12 protein-coding genes and 1 tRNA gene are annotated in these 15,307 nt (G+C 52.1%); 9 read left to right on the top strand and 4 right to left on the bottom strand.

What is annotated here, in order from left to right; translation table 11 throughout:
* Positions 1–59 precede the first annotated feature (59 nt).
* Genes FOA19_RS14980 through FOA19_RS14970 form a run of 3 tightly spaced genes read right to left on the bottom strand, consistent with a single transcriptional unit; the run spans position 60 to position 5,871 of the window.
* On the bottom strand, positions 60–1,292 hold the full coding sequence (locus FOA19_RS14980) for a hypothetical protein (RefSeq protein ID WP_149091591.1): 1,233 nt from the start codon (positions 1,290–1,292) through the stop codon (positions 60–62).
* 21 nt (positions 1,293–1,313) lie between these two features.
* A complete protein-coding gene (locus FOA19_RS14975) occupies positions 1,314–2,774 on the bottom strand; it encodes a SusD/RagB family nutrient-binding outer membrane lipoprotein (RefSeq protein ID WP_149091590.1) in 1,461 nt (486 codons plus the stop codon).
* Positions 2,775–2,787: 13 nt separating this feature from the next.
* Positions 2,788–5,871, bottom strand: coding sequence for a SusC/RagA family TonB-linked outer membrane protein (locus tag FOA19_RS14970; RefSeq protein ID WP_149091589.1), 3,084 nt, complete (start codon positions 5,869–5,871; stop codon positions 2,788–2,790).
* Between the two features lie 207 nt (positions 5,872–6,078).
* Here FOA19_RS14970 and FOA19_RS14965 point away from each other — a divergent pair, with 207 nt between their 5' ends.
* On the top strand, positions 6,079–7,071 hold the full coding sequence (locus FOA19_RS14965) for an MBL fold metallo-hydrolase (RefSeq protein ID WP_149091588.1): 993 nt from the start codon (positions 6,079–6,081) through the stop codon (positions 7,069–7,071).
* 408 nt (positions 7,072–7,479) lie between these two features.
* Entirely contained in the window at positions 7,480–7,713 is a 234-nt protein-coding gene (locus FOA19_RS14960; RefSeq protein ID WP_149091587.1) for a hypothetical protein, read from the top strand.
* A gap of 62 nt (positions 7,714–7,775) precedes the next feature.
* On the opposite strand, the gene FOA19_RS14955 is transcribed toward FOA19_RS14960, so the two are convergent.
* Positions 7,776–9,044: a serine hydrolase gene (locus FOA19_RS14955; RefSeq protein ID WP_223808913.1), complete on the bottom strand. Its 1,269-nt coding sequence runs from the start codon at positions 9,042–9,044 to the stop codon at positions 7,776–7,778.
* A gap of 77 nt (positions 9,045–9,121) precedes the next feature.
* On the opposite strand from FOA19_RS14955, the gene FOA19_RS14950 reads away from it, so the two are divergent.
* From FOA19_RS14950 to FOA19_RS14920, 7 genes are all read left to right on the top strand, one after another.
* Positions 9,122–9,517, top strand: a complete 396-nt coding sequence (locus FOA19_RS14950) for a thioesterase family protein (RefSeq protein ID WP_149091586.1) — start codon at positions 9,122–9,124, stop codon at positions 9,515–9,517.
* A complete protein-coding gene (smpB, locus tag FOA19_RS14945; protein ID WP_149091585.1) occupies positions 9,518–9,991 on the top strand; it encodes an SsrA-binding protein SmpB in 474 nt (157 codons plus the stop codon). It begins immediately after the preceding gene.
* A gap of 124 nt (positions 9,992–10,115) precedes the next feature.
* The gene (locus tag FOA19_RS14940) at positions 10,116–10,895 is read left to right on the top strand and encodes a C40 family peptidase (protein WP_223808912.1); all 780 of its coding nucleotides are present in this window, start codon (positions 10,116–10,118) and stop codon (positions 10,893–10,895) included.
* Positions 10,896–11,163: 268 nt separating this feature from the next.
* Complete coding sequence (locus FOA19_RS14935; protein WP_149091584.1) at positions 11,164–11,673, top strand: HNH endonuclease; 510 nt, start codon at positions 11,164–11,166, stop codon at positions 11,671–11,673.
* Positions 11,674–11,717: 44 nt separating this feature from the next.
* Positions 11,718–12,302: a hypothetical protein gene (locus tag FOA19_RS14930; protein ID WP_149091583.1), complete on the top strand. Its 585-nt coding sequence runs from the start codon at positions 11,718–11,720 to the stop codon at positions 12,300–12,302.
* A 395-nt stretch (positions 12,303–12,697) separates the two neighbouring features.
* Positions 12,698–14,590, top strand: a complete 1,893-nt coding sequence (rpsA, locus tag FOA19_RS14925) for a 30S ribosomal protein S1 (protein WP_149091582.1) — start codon at positions 12,698–12,700, stop codon at positions 14,588–14,590.
* A 135-nt stretch (positions 14,591–14,725) separates the two neighbouring features.
* Positions 14,726–14,796, top strand: a tRNA-Cys gene (locus FOA19_RS14920).
* Positions 14,797–15,307: the final 511 nt, after the last annotated feature.

The following is a 15,307-nucleotide window of genomic DNA, read 5'->3' as shown; positions in this document are numbered from 1 at the left end:
TACCCGCAAACAGAAAAGGCTCCCAATTTGGGAGCCTTTTCTGTAAAACAGGGCTAAAACTACAGGTACTTCACCGTGAAGTTCATGGTAGCCGGGGAGCCGGTTCCCGGGGCTTTGGTGATGCTGGTCACCGTGAAGATGGCGAACTGGTTCTGGCCTCTGAGCTTGGCAATGTACACGTCACCTACGCTGGCGTTGGCAATGGTGGCACTGGCCGAGGCGCTGCCCCGCAGATACTGGTAGGCGATGGAATTGTGGTTGGCCGCATTGTAAACAGCTGCCGTGGATTTCACGAAGCGCGTCTCGTTTTTGCTGCCAAGGGCAAAGGCGCTGCCCGATACCGAGGTCACCACCAGGTCTTTTTCTGTATCGCTAACCGTGGCTGCCACATTGGTTCGGGTCACCAGGTTGTAGGCCGCTGCATCAGGGGCTGCGTTGTCAAACGAAACCATGCCGGTGGCCTGACCAGACAAGGCGCTTGGCATGGTAACCTGCAGGGTAGAACTGGCCGAAGCGGTCATTTTTGGTCTTCTGGATACCACCACAAAACGGTAGGTGATGGACTTGCCCGCGGCACCCGCCGGAATTTTCACCCCGAAGTTCCGGGTGACCGTATTACCCGTCAGCGCTTCGCGGCGGACCAACTGCTCTGCCTGTCCTTCCACGGTGGAGTAGATCCTCAGGGAATCCAGCGGCCGGTACAACTCGGTGGTGCTTTCGTTCAGCGCGATGTTGAAGACCACCGAGTCACCCTCGGCGGTGACGCCATTAGCAGGTACGTTGAGCACGCTCTTCACCGCAATCGTCGGCTGGGCCAGACCCACCTGCACGTAGAACGTCCGGATGAGGTTCAGTCCGTTTTCGTTCAGGATCTCCGTTTCCACCTTTACCACTGATTTACTCGGAGCCTGCGGCACAGTGTAGTTGATTACCACCGTATCCTGGCGGTCTGTGGCCGAAAAAGCAGGTTTGTAGGGGATGGTCTGCACTTTGGTGCGGGTGCCCGCGCCTATGGTCTCGTACACATTGATCTCTTTCACCGGACTCTCTGAGAAGAAGCCCAACTCATAGGAGATCAACTCGCCGCTGGCATAGCTGTTGGGAGCCGTAGCGGCGGTGGCGATGGCGATGCGGCCGTTGGCCAGGTCTATGAGGTCATTGCCGCTCACTGGCACGCTGCCTTTGCCCGTGGGTGTGGTGTTGTCCTTGATGAAATCGGGCTCGTCGTAGCAGGAGGTTAGCGTAGCGCAACCCAGGGCCAGGACGAAGATATAGCTGAGAATTTTTTTCATGTCTTTCGGTTTAATGCTCTGTTATTGATCCCACCACATTTTTTCGGCCAGGCCTTTGGTGGCTTTCCCTACCTCGTCGGCGTTGCGGGCAGCCTCAGACTCTGGGTACAATACCCGCCGGATGAACTGGCCATTCAGGGCCGGATTGTGGTCGCTGGGCAAAGCCATGCCCGGGTAAATGGCCGAGGAATAGTCATACCGGCGCACATCCACCCAAGCCTCGGGGTTGAGGTACAGCGCAATGAGTTTCTCTTTCATGATGAGGGACAACGTGAGGTTCGCGGCCCCTACCGCCACGCGCGGGTTGCTGAGGTAGGCATCGCGGTCCGCGGCGGCCACACCCAGTTTGTCCATGTGCGCCCTGATGCCGGCCAGGTACGCCTGGTAGGCTTCCTCGGTGCTGCCCGTGGAGGCACTGGTGCCGCCGTTGGCGATGAATCGGGCCTCCGCCTCAATGAACTTCATCTCACTGTAGGTCACCATCAAAAGCGGCGAAGCGGGCTTGGCGTAAAAGGTGTTGGCCGTGATGTTGGTGTTACCGCCCGTGCCAGCGCCGTTCCGGTACCCGGCGTACGGGTTCGTGCTGGTTCCTCTGTCTGCCATGAGCGGTAACCGGGGATCTACCAGTCCGGGGATGGCCGTTCCGTTCAAGAGGTTGACCAAGGTCTGCGACGGGGCCACAATGAAGTTACCGGTGGTGGTGCCAATGGCAATGTTCCGGTTCCAGGGGTTCAGGTTACGGTCGTTGAAGATAACCTGCATGTCATCGGCGTTGGAAGAGAAAGCTTTGGCCACGAAACCCAATGCGGCGTTGGCAGCGGAGGTGCCTTGCTTTTCCACCAGGTGAATGGTGTAGCGGGCCTTCAGCGCATTGGCGGCCTTGATCCACTTGGCGGTGCTGCCCGCATAGATCAGGTCATCGCCGGCAGGCTTCAACGTGGAGTTGGGTTTCTGTAGTTCCACAATGGCCTCGTCTAGCAAGGTCTGGATGGTGGTGTACAGTTGCTCCTGAGTGTCATATTGGGGAGTAAGCTCGGCCGGGCCCTGGAAGGCATTGGAGAAAGGCACGTCGCCCCAGGTGTCGGTGAGCAAGCCTAGGTTCAGCGCCTGCATCACCTTTGCAATGCCCACATAATAAGAAGAGCCCTCATTAGCCGCCTGCTGCACCAACAAGTGCAGGTTGTTGAGGTTGTTGAGGTAAAGGGTGTTCCAGGCGGTATTCACCCGGACGTCAATGTGCCGATCGGCGATCTGCGGACCCGAGGTATAAGCGGCCAACTGCTGTGAGAACAAGCTGGTGTACTGGCCCAACTGGTAGTGCGCATCGGCGGTGGAGACCTGGATAGGGGAAAGCAGCGCGTCTGAGCTCACGGTGTTCGCCCGGTTCGGATCGTCGTTCACGTCCAGGAAGGAGTCGCACCCCGCCAGCGGGAGCAAGGCTATCAACCCGATTCTTATATATTTTCTGGAAATATGTAGCATGATCAGTAGGGGATTAAAGGGTTACATTCAGGCCAAAAGTGTAGCTTCTCACCGCCGGGATGCCGTAGCCGGTGTATCCCAAGGCATTGCTGCCAGAGCCATAGGTTGGAGTCTCGGGGTCAAAGCCTTCAAATGGCGTAATCAGGAAAAGGTTGTTGCCGGTCACATTCAGGCGGATGCTCTTGAACGGCGATTTACCAATAACGCTGGCCGGCAGGGTAAAGGAAAGCTGCGCGTTGCGGAGGCGCACCCAGGAGGCATCCTGGAGCAGCACGTCTGCGGCATCATTGAAGCTGTTCCCGTTGCGGTAAAAGGTCTCATCCAGCACTACCGGAATGGTGTTCGGCTCGCCGTTGGCATTCACCCCGTTGAAGGTGATCTGCTGGTAGCGGTTCTCGGTTCTGACGTCAATGCCGTTTCTGATGCGATTTCGCATACTTACGTCATAAACGTCACCACCCTGGCGGATGTCAATAAGGGCCGTTAAGCTAACCCCTTTCCAGGTGATGGTGTTGGTGATACCGCCTTGCCAGTCTGGTAAGGCATTGCCCACTTTGATCAGCGGCGTGGCTGGGCTTAAAGTAGGTAACCCGTTGGTCCCGATGATGAGACGACCCTGGTCATCGCGCAGGAAAGGACGGCCGTACAGGTCGCCGGCCGAACCGCCCACCACCAACTTGTTCATGATGCGGTCATCCTGGAAGATAATCTCCGGCACGGCTGGGGTAATGGAGAGCACCTTGCTTTTGTTGGTGGACCAGTTCAGGACCACATCCCAGGAAAAGTCATTGATCTTCACCGGCGTGCCAGAAATCAGCAATTCAACCCCGGTGTTCTGGATCTCGCCCGCGTTGGTGGTGTAGGTGAGCAAACCGGCTGTGACGCTGGTAGGCACCGGAATGATCTGGTCTTTACTTCTGGACCGGTAGTAAGTAGCGTCTACCGTTAAGCGGCCCTGGAAGAAGTGCAGCTCAGAACCAAACTCAATAGACGTGGTGGTTTCTGGTTTCAATTGCGGATCGCCAATAGCGGTGCTCACCACAAAACCGTTCCGGTTACCAAAAGGGAAATCGCGTGCGGACCCAAAGTAGGTGCCCACTTGGTAAGGCTGAGTGTCTTTCCCTACCTCGGCCCAGGAGGCCCTCACTTTCCCAAAATTAAAGAAGCGGTTGTCTGACAAGCCCAGCATCTCAGAGAAGATGAAGCTGGTGCTCACCGATGGGTAGAAGAAAGAACGATTTTGTTTAGGTAGGGTAGAGGTCCAGTCATTCCGGCCGGTCACGTTCAGGAACAGCATGTTGCGGTAATCTACCTTGGCATCAAAGAAGGCGCCAATCAAACGCCGGTCACTGATACCGTTGCTGGTGAAAATGTTGGCGGTGTTGGAAAGGTGGTAGAACATAGGCACCGTGAAGCGCTCGCCCCGAGTATTGAGGATATCAGAGGCCTGGTTCTCAATGCTGTTCCCCAGCATAAGCGAGGCGTTAAGGTTCTCTGAGAAGGAGTGTTCGGCGGTCAGGAAGGCGTTGGAGGTGATCTCGCGATAATTTACCCGCTCCTCAATGATGAACCCTCCGGTACCGGCCGCGATGTCCAGCGTGGGCGCTCCCTGGAAAATAGGGCCCGGCACCAGTCGCGTGCGGTTGTCGCTGTACACGTCGGCGCCCAATTTGTAGTTGAAGCGAAGCCAGGGCAGGAAATCATAGTTGAAGCCAATGTTCCCGATGACCCTGTTCACGTCATCTTTCAGGGTGCTGTTCTCGGCCAGGTACCGGGGGTTGTCAATAACGCCCGGCGCATACACCTTCATGGTCCCGTCTGGGTTAATGTAGTCGTTCACGTCAAAGGTGGTGGTATGGTAGGTGAGCGCCGACATGATGCCTTTGTCACCAGAGGCCGCCTTGTTCCCGCCCGACTGGCTGTAGCTTACGGTACCGTTCACCGCGAATTTCTCTGAGAAGTTGACGTTCCCGCCCAATTTTACCGTGGTGCGTTTCCAGTCTGAGTTAGGCACAATGCCTTCCTGGGTGAAATGCGAGGCCGAGGTATGGAAAGTGGCTTTCTCGTTCCCGCCCGATACGCTTAAGTTGTTGTCAAAGCGGGTGCCGGTCTGGAAGAAGTTCTTGAAGTTGTCATAGAACGGTTCATCGGTGATGAGCGGCCCGAAAGTCTGGAACCGGTTAGGCGCCCCGGCAGAGGTAACCCGCAGGCGTCCGCCAAGTCCCTCGCGGTATTTGGTCTGGTACTCCGGCGTCTTGTTGATTTCGTCTACCCCGAAGTTGGTGCTGAAGTTGACGGTGGTGGCGCCGGCACGGCCTTTCTTGGTGGTGATGATGATGGCACCGTTGGCAGCACGCAGCCCATACAAGGCAGTGGCGGCGGCGCCTTTCAACACGGTCATGCTTTCCACGTCATCGGGGTTGATGTCGGCGGCGCGGTTGGTGAAAGCAAACTGTTCGGCGCTGTTGATGGCGTTGGAACCCGCGCTGGGCAGTTGGTTTCCGGCGATGGTCTCGTTGCTGATGGGAATGCCGTCAATCACGAACAAAGGCTGGTTGTTGGCGCCCGGCGAAAGAGAGTTGATGCCCCTGATCTGAATGCGGGAACCGGCGCCCGGCGTACCTCCCGTACCCAGCACCTGTACCCCGGCCACCCGGCCCTGCAGCGAGTTCACCACGTTAGGGTTGCGGGTTTGGGCAATCTGCTCCGCGCCCACTTCCTGCACCGAGTAGCCCAAAGTTCTTTTCTCCTGCTCCCGCCCGAAGGCCGTCACCACCACTTCATTCAGTTGCTGGACATCGGGCACCAGGGAAACCGTGATGGAAGATCTGCCATTGATGGGCACTTCTTGCGTGGTAAACCCAATAAAAGAGACCACCAGGGTAGTAGCGGCGGAGGTGGTAGAAATGGTGTAATTCCCGGAGGCATCGGTGTTGGTGCCGCTGGTTGTGCCTTTCACCACCACGCTGGCCCCAATCACGGGCGTGCCGTCGCCGGAAGACAGGACCCGGCCGGTTATCTGCCGTTCTTGGGCTGCCAGTTCCTCCATGCAGCAAAAAGCACAAAAGAACAAAAGCAATCTGTAGAGTTTTTTCATGTGCGTTGGAATTTGTAGTGAGGGATTATATTTCGTTTATAATTTAGAGAATCTGCCGTAGAATTCAACCATTAGAAAGGATTTATTGGTCTGCCGTTAAGTGTGTAGGTACAGGTGAAAAGATAGGTTATTTAAGTTTTTGCGGTAATTTGGCTTCCAAGGGGAGAGGTATTCAGGGCCGGCGTTCTTAGTTCAGTATAATGTAAGATGACACATAGCTTTTTGTTGAACCCAGATCTAAGGGTTATCCGTGAGAATTGGAAAGGCAATCCCCTCCAAGATGGCCGGTTCATAGGCGAATTCAAGCAGGGAAACCAATCTATGCTGCTGGCCCTGCGGTGGAAACTGACCAAAAATCCGCAGCGGGAAGAGAAGAAAACCGATACCTGGCTACCCACGGTGCGAGACCCCAAGGCTTTCCTGAACGGGAAGCAGGACGGAATGGTATGGCTGGGGCACGCCACCTTCTTCATCAGGTTGGGTGGCGTCACGTTTCTCACCGATCCACTTTTTTACGGGGTATCCATGCTCAAACGCAAAGTGCCTTTTCCGGTGCAGCCCCATGAGTTGCCGCACATAGACTATGTGCTGCTGTCCCACGGCCACTTTGACCACTGCGACAAAGCCAGCCTCAAGACCCTGAGCAAAACGCATTCTTTTACCGTACTCACCTCTTTGAAGATGAAGGGCCTGATCCAGAACTGGATGCCTTCTAACCCGGTGCAGGAAGCTGGTTGGTACCAGCAATACCAGGTAAAGGAGAACGGTCCTAAGGTGTTTTACCTACCGGCGTACCACTGGCACAAACGCGGGATGACGGATAATAATACTATTCTGTGGGGCAGTTTTATGCTGCAGACCGCAACGCACACCCTGTATTTTGGGGCCGATTCTGGGTACGATCAGCATTACCGCGAGATCCAGAAGTTGTTCCCTAACATAGATACCTGTATTCTGGGCGTGGGAGCGTACAACCCGGCGTTCATTATGCAACCCAGCCACACCAACCCCGCCGAGGCGGTGCAGGCGTTCAAAGACCTGAAGGGCGGCACGCTGGTACCCATGCACTTCGGGACGTTTGACTTGTCTGATGAACCCCTGGGTGAGCCGGTGCGCTGGCTCAAACGCCTGGAAGCAGCGGGGGAGATCCCGGGGCAACTCAGGATTCTGGATATCGGCGAAGCCCTGCCATTGGGTTAATTACCTTACAAAAGGATAAATAAATAGCTCTCCTTAACCCACCCCTACCCCTCCAAGGAGGGGAATACCAGATAAAGTAAAAACTTCAATCAAATATTATTAACGCATTTTGAGATTCCCCTCCTGCGAGGCGTAAGGATGGGTTTTCTGCTTCGTGGATAAATTACAACTTGAGTGAATTACGATGGCTGAACTTTAAATCTGGTAAAAAGTTCCTTTGGATAGTGAACCTACGATCTGATAGAGCTTTGTTTTAGGCCTTTTTTGAAGAAATGAGCCCCAAAACGAAAGGGAGGTTTTTGGCCCTGGATTTTTACCTGTGCGCTTTCCCGCCTATAAAAAAGTATCCGTTCTGCTGCCTTTTCGTATGAATTAAGGTATTGAGTAATCACTTTAATCCTAAAGAAGATGGCAAACGAAACGAATAAGAACCGAGATGATCGTAAAGATAAAGTAGGGAACCCAAGCTCCGGCAAAACTAAGGCACCTGGTGAAGGCGCTCCGCTGCGGGGCGATGTGCCAGCCACTAACCCGCATACCGGCGAGGCGCCGGGCACCACACCCAGCGGCACTGGCCGCAGAGGAAACATCAGCTCCGAGGATGGTGGCGATATAAGCGGCAACTCTGCCGGCAGCCACTAAGGTTTTTCCTCCTGAAGGCAAGACGGCCCCCGCCTGGACTATCAGGCGGGGGCCGTCTTGCTCTAGTTTTGGCCTTGTTTGTCATAAACGAGCCTGAAACGGCTCAGGTCTGGCGCGTGCTTCCGTTTGCGTTTCAGTTCATGGTCATACACCACCTGTCCTAGATCGCGGAGGAAAGGGAACCCTATCTCGTCATACTCATACTTGCCATCGTTGTAGATACCGTCCTCGTTCACGTGCACGGTGGCGGTGAGCAGGAACTCCACCTTGTTCTTGAAATCCACCACGTAGGCATTGTCCGTCAGGAACCCATAAGATTGGCCTATTTTATTAAAGATCCGGATGTGCTCAGGTAATCTTTCGGAACGGGTAGGGCCGCCGAGGAGCAGGTACTTCACAAAGGCATCGGGGTAGTCTTTCTCGGGGTATGGCGGGTAAGCGGTCTCGCGGGGCAACTGCGACATGTACTGGTACAGGAACTTGTAGTCCTCGGGGGAGAGGTGAAAGCGGTTTTGCGCCGGCACAGACTCGGGGAACAGCAGCGCCCGCAGCATCAGGTGCTGGTCTTCCAGGGCGAAGTTGTTGGAAAAGGCAAAATCGCGGGGCTCCATCACCAGCTGGTCCTCATTGTTGATGTTACCAATGCCCATGAGAATAGGGATGGGGTTTTTGTAGTCTCTGTTGCTTTTCACCAGGCGCTGCTGGTAAATCACCTGCCCGTTTTGCAGAAAACGAACCGGGTTGGTGTACTTGTCTAGTTCAATGGGTAGAAACCTGGAAAGCCTGATGGGCAGCCGGATGCTTTTATATCCTTTGGCTTTTAACCCTTCATTCAAAGGTTCCTGGCCTATGAATTCATACAGTCGGTTGTAGGCGTCATTGTCAGAGGTGACTAGTATTTTCTTGATGTAATGCGCAATGGATGGAAAGCCCGTGGCTGAAGTAGAGTCCTGCCGCACTGTGGTTTGGCCTTGGTAGGCACTGTCGGTGAGCATAGTGGTTTCCCTAGCCAATCCGGGTACTTTTAAAGAGTTGATCTTCTCCAGTGCCATGAGGGAGGCGGGCAGTTTCACGGTGCTGGCCGGGTTGAAGTATTCCTGCGCGTTCACCCGGTAGCGGTAAGTCTTGAAAGTAGGAGAATTGTCTTTGTTGCGGTCTATTTGGGTGTAAAGAATCTGGATTCTGTATTTCTCCGGATCGGCGAGCAGCGTCTTGAACTTTTCGGGGTGTTTCTCCAATAAGCGAGCCAGGAGTTTATCGGTTTTGGCCTGCGCCAGCGACAGGGTGGTGCCCAGCACAAACAGGGGCAAAGTCAGCAAATACATTTTCATGGTGAGCCAGGATATTTAGCCGGATAGGGTTGAATATGCGTAGAAAATCTTAATCTTCGTTCCCAGATTGTTCAATTATGCAGAACCCCTTTCAGGAAGGAGATTCCAAAGTGTACCGCAAGGTAGTCACTGAGGCAGACTTTGCCCAGTTTGAGGCGGGGTTGGTACATCCGGTCTGCTCCACCTTTGCGCTGGCCCAAGCCATGGAATGGGCCTCCCGCTTGTTTGTGCTGGAGATGAAGGACCCTGATGAGGAAGGCATCGGCACCATGGTGCACATTGACCACCATAGCCCCGCTTTTGCAGGCGAGACCTTAACTGTGGAGGCTGTTTTCAAGAACCTGCAGCAGAACGAACTACGCTGCGACATCACCGTAAAGGCTGGTCAGCGGCTGGTAGCCACCGGGCAAACCGGCCAAAAAATTTTGAAAAAAGAGAAGATCCACCGACTTTTGAAGAACAGTAGAAACTAAATGGCGAAATCAAAAGAGAAAGACAGGCTGCAGAAGACGGTAAGTATCTCAAACCGGCGGGCATCCTATGAATACCAGTTTCTAGTGAAGTACACCGCCGGCATCATGCTACGTGGCACCGAGATCAAATCCATCAGGGAAGGGAAAGTGAACCTGTCTGACGGGTACTGCACCTTCCATGGCAACGAACTGTTTCTGCACCAGATCACCATCTCTAAATACACCGAGGGTACCCACTACAACCATGAGCCCACCCGTGACCGCAAGCTGCTCCTGAACAAACGCGAGCTGAAGCAGCTGAAAGACGGGGCGCAGGAGCAAGGGGTGACCATCATCCCCACTAGGCTTTTCATCTCAGAACGTGGTTTCGCGAAGGTGGAGATAGCCCTGGCCAAAGGTAAAAAACTCTTTGACAAGCGCGAGGACATCAAGGAGCGAGACGTGAAACGTGAAATGGCCCGCGAGCGCTTCTAACCGTTTCAAGCCTCATTTTTATAAAACAGCCTCAAAACCAAGGTTGGTGCTTCATTTTTTTAGAATCATCCAAGGTCTCTTGAAGTAGCACATCAGCACATTTTCAAATTAGCACATTAAAACATTGAACTTCGGGATTTGCAAATTGAGTCTGGTGCCGGTGCGCCGGGAGCCGTCTGATAAAAGCGAACAAATCACCCAATTGGTTTTTGGCGAGTGCTATGAGGTGCTGCAGACCCAGGAGAGGTGGATCCAAGTCAGGAACGCCGCCGATGACTACGAAGGTTGGATAGATTTCAAGCAGCATTTTCCGGTTCCTGATCCGTATTTTCAGGAGTGGCGCAGCCTGCCCCATGCCCGGTCTATGGACCTGGTGCAGACCGTGAGCGGTGAAGAAGGGGTGACGCCTATTGGCATGGGCAGCGTGTTGCCTTTCTTTGACGGTATGAGCATACGGGTGGGAGAGGAGCGCATGCTCTACAACGGCCGCGCCTCTAACCCCAACCTGCCGTACCGCGAGAATTTCCTGCAGAAAATTGCCCTTCAGTTTCTGCGCGCGCCCTATCTGTGGGGCGGCAAATCCATTTTCGGGATTGACTGCTCAGGGTTTGTGCAGCAGGTGTACGGCGTATGCGGCCACCAACTCCAGCGCGATGCTTACCAGCAGGTCATCCATGGCCAGGAGGTACATTTCGTGAGCCAGACGCGCCCCGGCGATGTTGCTTTTTTTGACAACGAGGAAGGCCGCATTGTGCACGTAGGCATTGTGCTGGAAGACCAGCGCATTATCCACGCCTCGGGCGAGGTGCGCATTGACCAACTGGACCACCACGGCATCTATAACCGTGAGCGCAAGCGCTACTCACACAAATTGCGCATCATCAAGAGAATCCTCCCAGATTAAATTATTGTTTCCTTTTTCTCTGATTCGGTAGTCCGTTTTAAAATAGGTCTGAGTGTTTTTTGGCCTTGAAATCTGCATTTATCAATAGGATGGAAGCCGAACGATTGCCAGGCTAAAAAGACTCAGCCTCAGAAAAGTGAAACATCAGCCTGAAGGCAGTGAGGCTTAGATAAAATTTGCAACACGAGGCCCTGAAAATCAGTTAGTAAAATCTGTTGTAACGTATTTTTACGTAACTTACGGAAGGATCCACTGAGCAGGAATTCGTATGAATGATAAGGTACTCTTACTTAATCAAGATTACTCCGCCATTGCCACGTGCAGTCTGCACAAGGCATTTGTCTTGATTTATCTCCAGAAAGCAGAACTCATTGCGGAAGATCAGTTGAATGTGTTGCGCACCGTGCGCCAATCCTATCCCCGGCCCTTGGTGATCCGGCTGCACCGCTACGTGCGCATGCCCTACAAAGGCATCTCGCTTACGCGCCAGAACATCATGCGCCGTGACCGCAACCAATGCCAGTACTGCGGCTCCACCAGAAACCTCACGCTGGACCACATGGTGCCTCGTTCGCGTGGGGGTGAGAGCACTTGGTACAACCTGATCACCGCCTGTGCCCGCTGCAACTCTAAAAAAGGAGACCGCACCCCTGAGGAGGTTTCCATGAAACTATCCAGAAAACCCTACAAACCCTCATTGGTGTCGTTCTTAAGAGAAAGTATCCAGGACACCGACCACGTCTGGATTCCTTTCTTGGCAGAACGGGCCAGAGCTTAGATTTTGATTAATTTCAATTTATGTATAGACCTATTCTATTAAGTTTGACTCTCGCAGCCCTGCTGCCATTCACTGCGGAGGCGCAAACAGCTCCTGCCAAAGAGAAGGTGGCACACGTGAAAGGGCCTAAAGCCAAGCCGCTATGCTTCCTGAAAACGGCTTCTGCCAACGTGCCTCTCAACTCCGCTGCCATCCAGGCCTTGGACAAAGATTGGATTAAAACCGTCTCGGTGCTGAAAGACAAAGACGCGGTAGACCAGTTTGGGCCAAAGGCCAAAGCCGGCGTGGTCCTGATTGAGTTAATGCCAGAGCAGGAGCAGGCCTTTCTCCAGACCCTGAAGGATCCTAAATACACCGCTGCAGAGGAGAAGAACTATCGGCTAGATGGGGCACCAGGCGTGGCTTTATCTGACCCTTTGTACGTCATCAAAACCAAAGACGGAGAGGTGACGGTTAAGAAAGAGGATATCTCTCCCATAAACCCAGAGTGGATCAAATCCATTGATGTCTTGAAAGGTTCTGAGGCGGAGAAAAGATATAAAGAGCAGGGTAAAAACGGAGTCATTTTGATCACCCTAGCGCCAGAGAGAGAACAAGATGTACTTGACAAACTGATGAACTCCAACTAAGCATATTACCTGATAGCTGGCATAAGTTTTAGGCTCCTTTTCTTTAAAACAGGCTAAAACCAATGTACACCAAACTCTTCTTGGGTTACCATACCTACGGAAACCCTTCCGCGGTTTCTTGTAAAGTTAACCCTTAGCCGTTTTAGGCCTTCTTTTCCAGAAAGAGGCTTGAAACGGCTTTCGTTTATAGCGCTTTGTCAAGGTAGCTGGTATTCAAAGAGATTTACAGAAGTGTGGGAGCAAATCTTGGATAGCGGAGCAGGTTTTTGTACCTTCGCGGCGCGTTCAAGGTGAATGCCCCTGGCCCAATGTCTGGGAAAGGGATGTAAAATAAGCTACGTTTTGGCAAGTGGTTCTGTGCCTGACCGTTATATTTTGTGAACCAGCATAGCAATATGGCAAATTTAGAAGATTTTGACTGGGGCAAATTTGAGTCTCAGGGTTTCGGCGGCGCGTACTCTCCTACAGAGCGTGCTGAGATGGAACAAATGTATGCCGACACCCTGAACACCGTTCAGGAAGAGGAAGTGATCAAAGGTACCGTTGTAGGTATCACTGATCGCGATGTGATCCTGAACATCGGCTTCAAGTCTGATGGTTTGGTACCCGTTTCAGAATTCCGCGACATGCCGGACCTGAAAATCGGGGATGAGGTGGAGGTATTCATTGAGGACCAGGAAGACCCTAACGGCCAATTAATCCTGTCCCGCAAGAAAGCCAAAATCGTGAAAGCGTGGGAAATGATCTACGGCGCTTTGGAGAACGACACTGTACTGGAAGGTGTAGTGAAACGCAGAACCAAAGGTGGTCTGATCACCGACCTGTACGGCGTAGAAGCCTTTTTACCAGGTTCACAAATTGACGTGAAACCTATCCGCGACTTCGACATCTATGTTGGTCGTAAGATGGAAGTGAAAGTGGTAAAAATAAACGCCGCTTTTGATAACGTAGTAGTATCGCACAAAGTCCTGATCGAGAAAGATCTGGAGCAGCAGCGCGCCGCCATCCTGAACAACCTGGAAAAAGGTCAGGTTCTGGAAGGTGTGATCAAAAACATGACCAACTTCGGTGTGTTCATCGATCTTGGTGGTGTAGATGGTCTATTGCACATCACCGATATTTCATGGGGACGCATCAACCACCCGCAAGAGGTGTTGGAGCTAGACCAGAAGGTAAACGTGGTAGTGTTGGATTTCGACGACGACAAGAAACGTATTTCTTTGGGTATGAAGCAATTGACTGCTCACCCTTGGGATGCTCTTCCTGCCGAGGTGGAAGTTGGTTCACGCGTGAGCGGCAAGATCGTGAACGTAGCCGATTACGGTGCGTTCTTAGAACTGATGCCAGGCGTAGAAGGCTTGATCCACGTGTCAGAAATGTCATGGTCTCAGCACCTGCGCAACCCACAAGACTTCATCAAACAAGGTGACGAGATTGAGGCCGTTGTGTTAACCATGGACCGTAACGACCGCAAAATGTCTCTGGGCATTAAGCAATTAACTGAAGATCCTTGGACCAAAGAAGATGTATTGACCAAATATGCCGTTGGAACTAAGCACACAGGTGTGGTTAGAAACCTGACGAACTTTGGTCTGTTCATTGAGCTGGAAGAAGGCGTAGACGGTCTGGTTCACGTGTCTGACTTGTCTTGGACGAAGAAAATCAAGCACCCATCTGAGTTCGTGAAAGTTGGTGACAGATTAGACGTAGTGGTTCTGGAGCTTGATGCTTCTGCCCGTCGTCTGGCCCTTGGTCACAAACAACTGGAAGAGAACCCATGGGATACGTTCGCTACCGTATTCAACGTAGGTTCAGTACACAGAGCTACCGTGTTAGAGAAATCTGACCGTGGTGCTACCCTGGAACTGCCTTACGGTATTGAAGGATTCTCTTTCCCTAAAGGTCTGGTGAAAGAAGATGGTTCTGCCGTTGAAGCTGGTGAGCAAGTAGAATTCAAAGTAACTGAGTTCTCTAAAGAAGATCGTAAGATCATCTTGTCGCACACTGCGGTTCACACTGCTCAGCCAGAAGACGCCAAGCGTAAGAAGTTTGAGAAGAAAGACGCTCCTGCTGCTGGTGCCCCTAAAGCTGCCGCAGCCCCAGCAACTCCTAAGAAAGAAGAAGTTCGTTCTACCTTAGGTGACCTGGATGCCCTTTCTGCGCTGAAAGACCAGATGATGGAAAGCGAAAAAGAAGCCGGTGAGAAGAAATTAGCCGCTGCCGCTCAGGCCCGCGCTAACAAGTCTACCGACGCTGCTGACGCTGATTCAACTGATGCTGCTGAATAATTTTTTAGGTAGGTAACTGCCTTATTTACAGGAAAGAGCCTCTGCAAAGAGGCTCTTTTTTTATGCTTCTTTTGAAAAATTTGCTTCAAAATTGGGATAGTAATAGTTCCTGACTATATTTGCACTCCCAATCACGGTAACGTGGCCGAGTGGCTAGGCAGAGCTCTGCAAAAGCTCGTACAGCGGTTCGAATCCGCTCGTTACCTCTTCCTTGAAAAGCCTGCTTATTTTAAGCAGGCTTTTCTGTTTTAGGGCCAAAAACGGTTGTCATCAATCGTATTCCAGGTTCTCTAAGTTTTCCTTTCGGAAGAGCGGTTCTGCTGTTTCCAACTTAATTGCAAGCCAATATATCTTCTAATTGACCATCCTGAATTCTACCTTTCTTTTGGCTATTCGGCTTTTCTTTCTTTTGTTTTATCTGGCTTATCAAATTCATATTACCTGCTATTAAAACTAAATATTTATAGTAAGTGCTTCATAATCAATAGCCCTTAAGTTGCTGAGGTAATTAGGGCCATTATGAGGAAGCATTTTGTTTGCTTTCCAGTTAATGTCGGCAAAGGCATAAAGTACAGGTAAATAGCAAATTGTAAATTGTAGGTTCTTTCAAGAGGGGTTTATTACACTTTTTTCAAGCTTTTACGTATAATTTGGGATAAACTTTATTTTTGGGCTGTACTTACCCATCATCTAAGTAGTTCCCGCAGCTTATTTTAC

The sequence above is a fragment of the Rufibacter hautae genome, assembly GCF_008271695.1.
GTDB lineage: Bacteria > Bacteroidota > Bacteroidia > Cytophagales > Hymenobacteraceae > Nibribacter > Nibribacter hautae.
This window is presented reverse-complemented; position numbering and strand designations above follow the sequence as displayed.

Bases quoted from the DNA above. Each gene is read 5' to 3' on its own strand.
- FOA19_RS14955 (WP_223808913.1), bottom strand. From the start codon at position 9,044: ATGAAAATGTATTTGCTGACTTTGCCCCTGTTTGTGCTGGGCACCACC.
- FOA19_RS14965 (WP_149091588.1), top strand. From the start codon at position 6,079: ATGACACATAGCTTTTTGTTGAACCCAGATCTAAGGGTTATCCGTGAG.
- smpB (WP_149091585.1), top strand. From the start codon at position 9,518: ATGGCGAAATCAAAAGAGAAAGACAGGCTGCAGAAGACGGTAAGTATC.
- rpsA (WP_149091582.1), top strand. From the start codon at position 12,698: ATGGCAAATTTAGAAGATTTTGACTGGGGCAAATTTGAGTCTCAGGGT.
- FOA19_RS14960 (WP_149091587.1), top strand. From the start codon at position 7,480: ATGGCAAACGAAACGAATAAGAACCGAGATGATCGTAAAGATAAAGTA.
- FOA19_RS14950 (WP_149091586.1), top strand. From the start codon at position 9,122: ATGCAGAACCCCTTTCAGGAAGGAGATTCCAAAGTGTACCGCAAGGTA.
- FOA19_RS14970 (WP_149091589.1), bottom strand. From the start codon at position 5,871: ATGAAAAAACTCTACAGATTGCTTTTGTTCTTTTGTGCTTTTTGCTGC.
- FOA19_RS14935 (WP_149091584.1), top strand. From the start codon at position 11,164: ATGAATGATAAGGTACTCTTACTTAATCAAGATTACTCCGCCATTGCC.
- FOA19_RS14980 (WP_149091591.1), bottom strand. From the start codon at position 1,292: ATGAAAAAAATTCTCAGCTATATCTTCGTCCTGGCCCTGGGTTGCGCT.
- FOA19_RS14975 (WP_149091590.1), bottom strand. From the start codon at position 2,774: ATGCTACATATTTCCAGAAAATATATAAGAATCGGGTTGATAGCCTTG.